The 7,864-nt window shown below is 62.3% G+C and carries 7 protein-coding genes; 3 read left to right on the top strand and 4 right to left on the bottom strand.

The window, feature by feature from the left end; genetic code table 11:
• A partial coding sequence (locus VFE81_RS01150; RefSeq protein WP_325042835.1) for a DeoR/GlpR family DNA-binding transcription regulator occupies positions 1-798 on the top strand: 798 nt, incomplete at its 5' end.
• Positions 795-1,973: an MFS transporter gene (locus VFE81_RS01155; RefSeq protein WP_325042836.1), complete on the top strand. Its 1,179-nt coding sequence runs from the start codon at positions 795-797 to the stop codon at positions 1,971-1,973. The genes VFE81_RS01150 and VFE81_RS01155, both read left to right, overlap by 4 nt.
• Positions 1,974-2,331: 358 nt before the next feature.
• Here VFE81_RS01155 and VFE81_RS01160 read toward each other — a convergent pair whose 3' ends face one another.
• Positions 2,332-3,606, bottom strand: a complete 1,275-nt coding sequence (locus VFE81_RS01160; protein ID WP_325042837.1) for an aminotransferase class V-fold PLP-dependent enzyme — start codon at positions 3,604-3,606, stop codon at positions 2,332-2,334.
• A 53-nt stretch (positions 3,607-3,659) separates the two neighbouring features.
• On the bottom strand, positions 3,660-4,985 hold the full coding sequence (gene gltP, locus VFE81_RS01165; RefSeq protein ID WP_325042838.1) for a glutamate/aspartate:proton symporter GltP: 1,326 nt from the start codon (positions 4,983-4,985) through the stop codon (positions 3,660-3,662).
• Between the two features lie 116 nt (positions 4,986-5,101).
• On the opposite strand from gltP, the gene VFE81_RS01170 reads away from it, so the two are divergent.
• A complete protein-coding gene (locus tag VFE81_RS01170; RefSeq protein ID WP_325042839.1) occupies positions 5,102-6,013 on the top strand; it encodes a LysR family transcriptional regulator in 912 nt (303 codons plus the stop codon).
• 43 nt (positions 6,014-6,056) lie between these two features.
• Here VFE81_RS01170 and VFE81_RS01175 read toward each other — a convergent pair whose 3' ends face one another.
• Together VFE81_RS01175 and VFE81_RS01180 are read right to left on the bottom strand one after the other, a co-directional pair.
• On the bottom strand, positions 6,057-7,160 hold the full coding sequence (locus VFE81_RS01175) for a nucleoside hydrolase (RefSeq protein ID WP_325042840.1): 1,104 nt from the start codon (positions 7,158-7,160) through the stop codon (positions 6,057-6,059).
• Positions 7,161-7,293: 133 nt separating this feature from the next.
• On the bottom strand, positions 7,294-7,864 hold a 571-nt coding region (locus VFE81_RS01180), incomplete at its 5' end, for a PfkB family carbohydrate kinase (RefSeq protein ID WP_325042841.1).

Raw genomic sequence — 7,864 nt, forward strand, 5'->3', positions numbered from 1 at the left:
GTCATGCAACGAACGCGACAGGATGCAATGGATGGGCTTCTGCCCGAAGAACGGGAGCGGCTGATTCTGGAACGGCTGCGGGCGCAGGGTCGCGTCCTGGCGTCCGAACTCGCGGCTGAATTCCAGACCTCCGAGCACACGGTCCGCCGTCATCTGCGCGAGCTCGCCGAGCAGGGCTATTGCAAGCGCGTCTATGGCGGCGCCCTGCTGATCTCGCCTTCCGGCAAAAGTGCGCAGGTCCGCATGAGTGAAGCGGTGGACCGCAAGGCTCGTCTTGCCGCCGCCGCTGCGTCCATCGTCCGGCCCAAGCAGATCGTGTTGCTGGACACCGGATCGACCAACGTCGCCATCGCCTCGGCGCTCCCGGACAACGCGGATCTCACCGTCGTCACGAACTCGCCGGAGGTGTGTGCACGCCTGCTCAACCGGCCGGGGTTCGACATCATTCTCATCGGCGGCCACATCGCCCAGAGCGCGGCCGGCTCGACCGGCGCCACCGCGTTGCTGCAGATCCAGCAGATCAAGGCCGATCTCTGCTTCCTCGGCGCCTGCGCATTCGATCCAGACGAAGGGCTCGCCGCGTTCGACGCCGAAGAGGCCGAACTCAAACGTGCGATGGTAAAAGCAAGCAGCCAGGTGGCTGTCGCCATGACGTCGGAAAAATTGATGACCACCGCGCCGTTTTCCGTTGCTCCGGCACGTGCCGTGGACTATCTGTTCGTCGAAGCGGATGTGACGGCCGGGCGGCGTACCCTGCTCGAAGCGGTCTGCGACAACGTGATGGTGGTGCACTCATGAAAACACTCGCCAAGCCATTCGTGCAGCCGGCCACCAGGCCGCTCAAGGAGCGTGTGGCCACCCTCGCCGTGTTTCTCGCCAACGGCTTCGGGATCGGCGCCTGGGCAGTCGAAGTGCCGCGCATCAAGGAAAGCCTGTCGCTCAGCGACACCTCGCTGGGTATCGCGTTGTTCGCCTTTGCGCTGGGCGCGATCGTGGCCATGCCGCTGGCAGGACAGTTGGCGCCGCGCTTCGGCAGTGGCCGGGCCACGGCGCTGCTCGGCGCGGCGTTTATCGTGGCGTTGCCGCTCCCCGCGTTCGCACCGAACCTGGCGACGCTGTGTATCGTGCTCCTCGCCCTCGGCGCGTCGAACGGTGCGCTCGACGTATCGATGAACGGGCACGCCAGCACGATCGAAACAGAATGGAAGTCGCCGATCATGTCCTCGTTTCACGCGGCGTGGAGTGCCGGTGGCCTGCTCGGTGCGGCGACGGGCGCCATGCTCCAGAAAGGCGGCGCCGGCGTGATCGGCGGTCTCGTGCTGCCGGACGTGTTCATCGTCATCCTCATGGTCGCCGCCGCGGCGCTCGCGTTGCGCGATCTCGGTCCGCGGGCGGCCGCGTCCTCCAGTGGCTTTGCGTTGCCCAACGCCAAAGTAATGAAACTCGCCCTGCTCGCCTTCCTTTGCATGCTGGTGGAAGGCGCGGTGGCCGACTGGAGCGCGGTGTATTTGCGCGCCACCTTGAGCGAAGCGGCCAGCGTCGCGGCGGTCGGCTATTCCGCGTTTGCGTTCTCGATGGCGGCTTGCCGCATCGTCGGCGATGTGTCCGTGCGGCGCTTCGGTTCGAGCAGGGTGATCGGCTTCGGCGGCGTGCTGGCGGCGGCCGGGCTCGCGCTGGTGCTGAGTCTGCCGACCGTGCTCACGGCTTGCGTGGGTTTCGCCATGGTCGGCGTCGGCCTCGCGAATATCGTCCCGGTCATTTTCAGTGCGGCAGGCCGCTCGACCGTTACGCCGGCAGTCGGTGTTTCGATGGCGGCCACAGCGGGTTATGCCGGGTTCCTGGTCGGGCCGCCGCTGATCGGACTCGGCGCGGGTTTGCTCGGCTTGCGCGTGGCGCTATGCGTGCTCGTCGTGGCCACCATGATCGTTTGCCTGACGGGCGGCAAAGCCGTACGCAGCGCGAGCCTGGCCTAGAACACGGCCGAAGAAAGCCGACAAGCGGCGGTCAATACTGAAGAAGCAAAACCGGATTCGACGCCGCCGCGTTAAAACGTCCCCTCGCTTCGAGGACGGCCTGGCTCGGGCAACGCGAGGTCGCCTTTAACCTGCGCCACACTCATCCCCCTGCGCCCATACGCAGACGCTCCAGTAATTCACGGCCTTGGCGGGTGAGTTGCAGCGTCGAACCCTGTGGATCGCGCTGCCGTATTTCCACCAGCTCGTAATGGCAGGACCGGCGGGTCAGGTCTGTCGCCGGTCACGCCGTTATCCAGTTTTGATGAATCCGCATAAGCGGTCAGCGGCATGGCCCGGGAAGCCCCGGACCGTCGTCTCACAGTGTCGTCAGTGTTTCCGTAATCGAAAGAAAACGCTCGATGTCGCTGGGTGCATGACAGTGCAGCGGCGAAATCCGCACCGCGCCGGCGAGATCGAACGACTTCAGCATCCGGCCGGAGTACAGGCTTGACGCGATCCGCTCGTAGACAATCACGCCACGTTTTTCGTATTCGCGCACGGCGTCGGTGGGACTCAGGTTCGCGAAGCCGATACCGAGGATCAGGTCGCGCTTCGTCAGATCGGCGTGGTCCCAGAATACGTCCACGCCGTCGAGCCGCCGCAAACCGCGCCGCCCGCCGTAGCCGTCGAGCATGGCGGCGAGCAGCGCACGTTCGTGCAACTCGATGCGTTTCATCCCCTCCACGAAGCGCTCACGGCGAGTATCCGCAGCGCTGAAATGACCACCGATCCACGTCACGTACTCGACGATCTCGGTCACGACGCCAAACTGCGCGGGCGCCGGGCTGCCGAGTTCCCACACGCCTTCCTGCTTCGCGTCGAGGCGATGATGCGGTAGAACGGCCACACGCGGCGACAACCAGGAGATGCCGGAGCCGCGGCAACCAAAGAACTTGTAGGGCGCGAAATTGATGCCGTCCACCGGCGTTTTCTGCAGGTCGATGACACCATGCGGCGCGTGCTGGACCGCATCGACGACGATGTAGAGTCCGGGCTTCTTCTCTCTCGCGCGCTCAACAAGCGTCGCAATGTCGAACTTCGCGCCGGAAATGTTCGACGCATACATGACGCAGAGGAGCGCCGTGTCCGCGTCGACCAACGACAGAATCGCGTCCACGTCCACCCCGCCCGTCTCCGGATTGCTGGGCGCCACACGCAACGACTTGCCCGTGCGTTCTGCGTAGTACGTCATCGCGTCGAAAGAAGACGGATGTTCGAGGATCGTCGTGACGGCATTGGTGCCCGGCACGTTCTCCATGATCGCGCGCACCATGTCGAACATCGCACCCGACGCAGTCAATGACGTGTAGATGCTGCCGTCCTTCGCGTTGAGGATCGTGCGGATATCCGCCTCGCCGCGTGCCTGAACGTCCTGCAGATGGCGTGCGCGCGCGTGGATGCGCTCCGGGCAATCGGGTAGCGCGTCGATTCGCGCGAACGCGTCGACGGCCGCCTTGAGGCGGAACGAACCGCCCGCGTTGTCAAAGAAGAGCCGCTCGCTCCCGTCGATGTCATGGTCGACATGGTGAAACCGCGCTTTGATTTCCTGCATCAACGGTGCGGAAAAAAACTCGTCCTGGTTACTGCTCATCTGAATGCTCCTGATCTTTTCTGCTGAACGATTGTCGTGCGGGCCGTGCCCGCTCAGGCGTCGAGCGACGCGAGATATGCTTTACCCTTCTCCGCATCGTACTGGCGCTCCCATTTGGCGATGACAAGCGGCGCAAGCGCATTGCCCACCACATTAAGCGCGGTACGTCCCATGTCCATCACACGGTCCACGCCGGCAATGAAAGCGAGCCCTTCGAGCGGCAACCCCGCGCTTGCAAGCGTCGCGAGAAGAATCACGAACATGAAGCCCGGCACGCCGGCCGCACCCTTCGAGGTCACGACCATCGTCAATACGAGGACCATCTGTTCCTGCCAGCCAAGATGAATGCCATACAGCTGCGCGACGAACAGCGTGCCGATGCCGAGATAGATCGACGCTCCGTCGAGGTTGAACGTGTAGCCAGTCGGCACGACGAAGGTCGTGATGCTCTTCGGCACGCCGTAGTCCTCCATCTTCTTCATCAATTGCGGCAGCACCGTTGCCGAGCTGCAGGTCGAGAACGCAATGATCAGCTCGTCCTTGATGACGCGCAGCAGCGTGAAGATACGAAAGCCGAACAGCCGGGCCGTGACGCCGAGCACGACAAGCACAAACAGCACGATCGCGAGATAGGTAACGGCCACCAGCTTGAGCAGCGGCAGCAGCGAGCCGAAACCGAAGCTTGCGACAGTCACCGCGATCAGCGCACACACGCCGATCGGCGCGTAACGCATCACCATGTTCGTCACCTTGAACATCGCTTCTGCGACGCCCTTGAGCATGGCGATCACCGGCTTGCGGGATTCTTCCGGAACCGACTGCAGGCCGAGGCCAAAGAGCACCGAAAAGAAGATCACGGGCAACAGGTCGCCTTTCGCCATCGAAGCAAGGATGTTGTCCGGAATCACGCCGAGCACGAGGGTCATCAGTCCGTGATGGCCCTGCACCTGCTGCGTTGCCTGCTGATAGCGGGAAATGTCGGCATGACCGAGCTGCGACATATCGGTGCCGACGCCCGGCTGCAGGACGTTGCCGAGAATCAGCCCGAGCAGGATCGCGATCGTCGTGATCACCTCGAAGTAGACAAGCGTCTTCAGGCCGATACGCCCGAACGATTTGCCATCTCCGACGCCGGCGATCCCGACCACCATGCTCGTGAATACGATCGGCACGACAATCATTTTGATCAGCTTGATGAAGATGTCGCCGGCGGGCTGCAACAGCCCTGAAATGGTCGCGTCCCGCATCTGCGGAAAGTGGTTCAGCACAAGTCCGGTCGCGATGCCGATGACAAGACCGATCAGGATCTGCCACGCGAGGCCGACACGCGGTTTGCGCTCGATGTGGTTGGCGGACGGGCTTTCGACGACGGTATCCATGCTCTCTCCAGACTGGGGACGGGGCGATGGAGGAACCTTAAGCAGCCGAAATAAGTAAAAAAAGCGATTTTTTTATATGAGAAACTATCGCTTTATTTCATGCAAAGGACGGCGCGATGCTGACGTTCAAGCAGATGGAAGCGCTTTACTGGATCGTTCAACTCGGCTCGTTCGAAGCGGCTTCGAGTCGGCTCAACACCACGCAGTCGGCCGTCTCGAAGCGGATTCAGGAACTCGAGCGCGCCTTCGACCTGACGGTATTCGATCGCGCGCACCGCAGCGCAAGGCTGACGCAGAAAGGCGCCGAGTTCTTCGCGTACGCCAAGGAACTGCTCGAACGGCGCGACCAGATTGTCGAGAGGATCAGTTCAAAAGAGGCGCTGGTGCGGCAGGTGCGCATCGGCGTGACCGAACTGACAGCCCTGACGTGGCTGCCTCGCCTGATCGGCGCGATCCAGGCCGCGTATCCGAAGGTTGTCGTCGAAGCCGAGGTGGATCTGAACGCGACGCTGCGCGATCGGCTCGCCGACGACACGATCGACGTCATCGTCGTTCCCCAAATCCATAGCACTGAACCCTTCGCCATGACGAAGGTCGGCGAAGTGGACAACGCGTGGATGTGTGCGCCGGCACTGGTGCCGAAGAAGGCAGCCATTCCGCTCGCCGAGATTGCGCAGTTTCCGCTGATCCTGCAAGGCGGTCTGTCGGGAACGGGCTTTATCTATAGCCGCTTTCTACAGGAGCACGGAATCAGCATGCAAAGAATCCTCGCGAGCAACAGCCTGATCGCGCAGATCGGACTGACGCTGTCAGGACTCGGCGTCAGCTATTTGCCCAAGGCATGCCTGAACCACATGGTCACACGCGGTGCGCTCGGCCTGATTCAGACGCGCCCCGCGCTGCCGCCAGTCCCTTACGTTGCAATGCATCGCGCGGAACAGCCACATTCGCTCAATACCGAAATCGCGCGGCTCGCCGCGCTGTGCTGCGATTTCAGTTCGAATCTTCTCGATCCGGGCCGCATTTGAGCGGGAGCGCGGCCCTTTCAGCGATTCGTCCGGCATTGCGCCATCAAGGCAACGTGATCGGCACAGGACGCGTGAGCAAATCGACGTAGAGACTAAAGAAACGATTGTTGTCGAACTGCGTGACATACGTGATCTTCTGCGGCGACGCGCCCGATGCGGGTTGATCCGGGTAGACTGTCACGTGCCCCTGATCCTCGCCGCTCGTGGTGTCGATATCGAGGTAAGCGCTTTTCGTTTGCGTGGCGTAGGTCGGATCCATGAAATAAGCGATCGTCAGAGTGTCGAACAGATGGGTGTTGTCGCCGAACGAACCTGCATTGACGATCCCATACGCCTTGGTAACCGCGGTCTGCTTGCTCGGGTTGCTGACGATCTGATCGAAGATGCTCTGCGTGAGCGGCACTGTATTCGTGACATCGAGCGGAATGACGGCCTGGGGAATCGTGGTTTGAAGAACCGTACGTACGGCAAGCGGATCGAACCACCAGTTCAGTTCGCCCACGGCATTCGCATTGCCCGGCACTGCCATCGCTCCACCCATATAGACGATCTGCTTGATCAGCGGCACGATCTCCGGCGCTTTCATGATCGCTGTGGCGAGATTGGTAGGCGGCCCGACCTCAAGAATGGTGACCTGATTCGGATAGCGCTTGATGGTCTGGATCATGAAATCCGCGGCGCTTTGTGTCTGCAGTTTCGTCGATACCGCGAAGCCGTCTGGCGGCGCCACAAGCTGGGACTGCTGGGTCGGTTCCGGGCGGCTCCACGCACCGAAATAACCTTGTGGATTGGCGGCCTGCTGCGCGCGAATACTCGTCACGTCGTATTGCAACGGATAGTCCGCGCCGCCGTAGACGCCCACCACGTTCTGCACGCCCATGCGCTCCACCGCCTTCAGCGCATCCGATTCTTCCTGGAGTAACCAGTCGTTACCGGTGACGACGGTCAACCCCAGCAGGTTGACCTTGCCCTGCCCCATCAACTGCGTGGTCATGGCGAACAACTGACCGTCGTCGCCCATCGTGTTGAAATCCGAATCGATAATGACCTTAGGCGCATTGGCAAGCGGATCGGTGGTCGTCACGCTGCCGCCACATGCAGCAAGGACCATCGTCATCATCAGGATGCCTACATATTGTGATTTCATGTTGGGTCCATTTCTTCAAGTAGAGATCGCGATTAAACCAAAGGAACACCATCCGGAGATGGTGCCGGCAATTCAACGTCAAGCTACCCAGAGTTGCGGGTCGGACTACCTCATGTCACGCCAGGCATCCGTTTCAGACTGCGCTATCCACTTCCGCGCGAGTCGGGATCGACGGCTGCGCACCGGCGCGCGTGACGGAAATCGAAGCCGCGCGCTGTGCGAGGCTGATCGCGCCTTCCAGCGGCTGGCGGGCGGCGAGTTGCGCGGCAAAGACACCGATAAAGGTGTCGCCCGCGGCGGTCGTATCGACGGCCCGCACCTGCGGCGCGGGGAAATGCATGCCTTCACCGCCTTCCGGCAACAGATAAGCCCCTTGCGCACCGAGCGTGACGATCACGTTGCGGGCGCCGCCACGTTGCAACTCCAGCGCCGCCCTTCTCGCGCCGCTTTGCGATTCGACCGGCAGGCCGGCGAGTATCGCGGCCTCGACCTCGTTCGGCACGAGGTAATCGACGAGCGGCAGCCATTCCGCGGGCAGCGGGCCGGTTGCCGGGGCCGGGTTCAGCACGGTGATCTTGCCCAGGCGCCGGGCAAGGGCGAGTGTTGCGTGGACGGAATCCCAAGGGGTTTCCAATTGGCAAACCACGACGTCGCTGGCCTTGATCGCCGCTTCGTGGCGGGCGACGCTCTCAGGCGTGAGTTCG

Origin of the sequence: Paraburkholderia sp. (assembly GCF_035656215.1) — a bacterium.
Lineage (GTDB): Bacteria > Pseudomonadota > Gammaproteobacteria > Burkholderiales > Burkholderiaceae > Paraburkholderia.

Coding starts and splice junctions, on each gene's coding strand:
- VFE81_RS01175 (WP_325042840.1), bottom strand. CDS start 7,160: ATGAAATCACAATATGTAGGCATCCTGATGATGACGATGGTCCTTGCT.
- VFE81_RS01160 (WP_325042837.1), bottom strand. CDS start 3,606: ATGAGCAGTAACCAGGACGAGTTTTTTTCCGCACCGTTGATGCAGGAA.
- VFE81_RS01155 (WP_325042836.1), top strand. CDS start 795: ATGAAAACACTCGCCAAGCCATTCGTGCAGCCGGCCACCAGGCCGCTC.
- VFE81_RS01170 (WP_325042839.1), top strand. CDS start 5,102: ATGCTGACGTTCAAGCAGATGGAAGCGCTTTACTGGATCGTTCAACTC.
- gltP (WP_325042838.1), bottom strand. CDS start 4,985: ATGGATACCGTCGTCGAAAGCCCGTCCGCCAACCACATCGAGCGCAAA.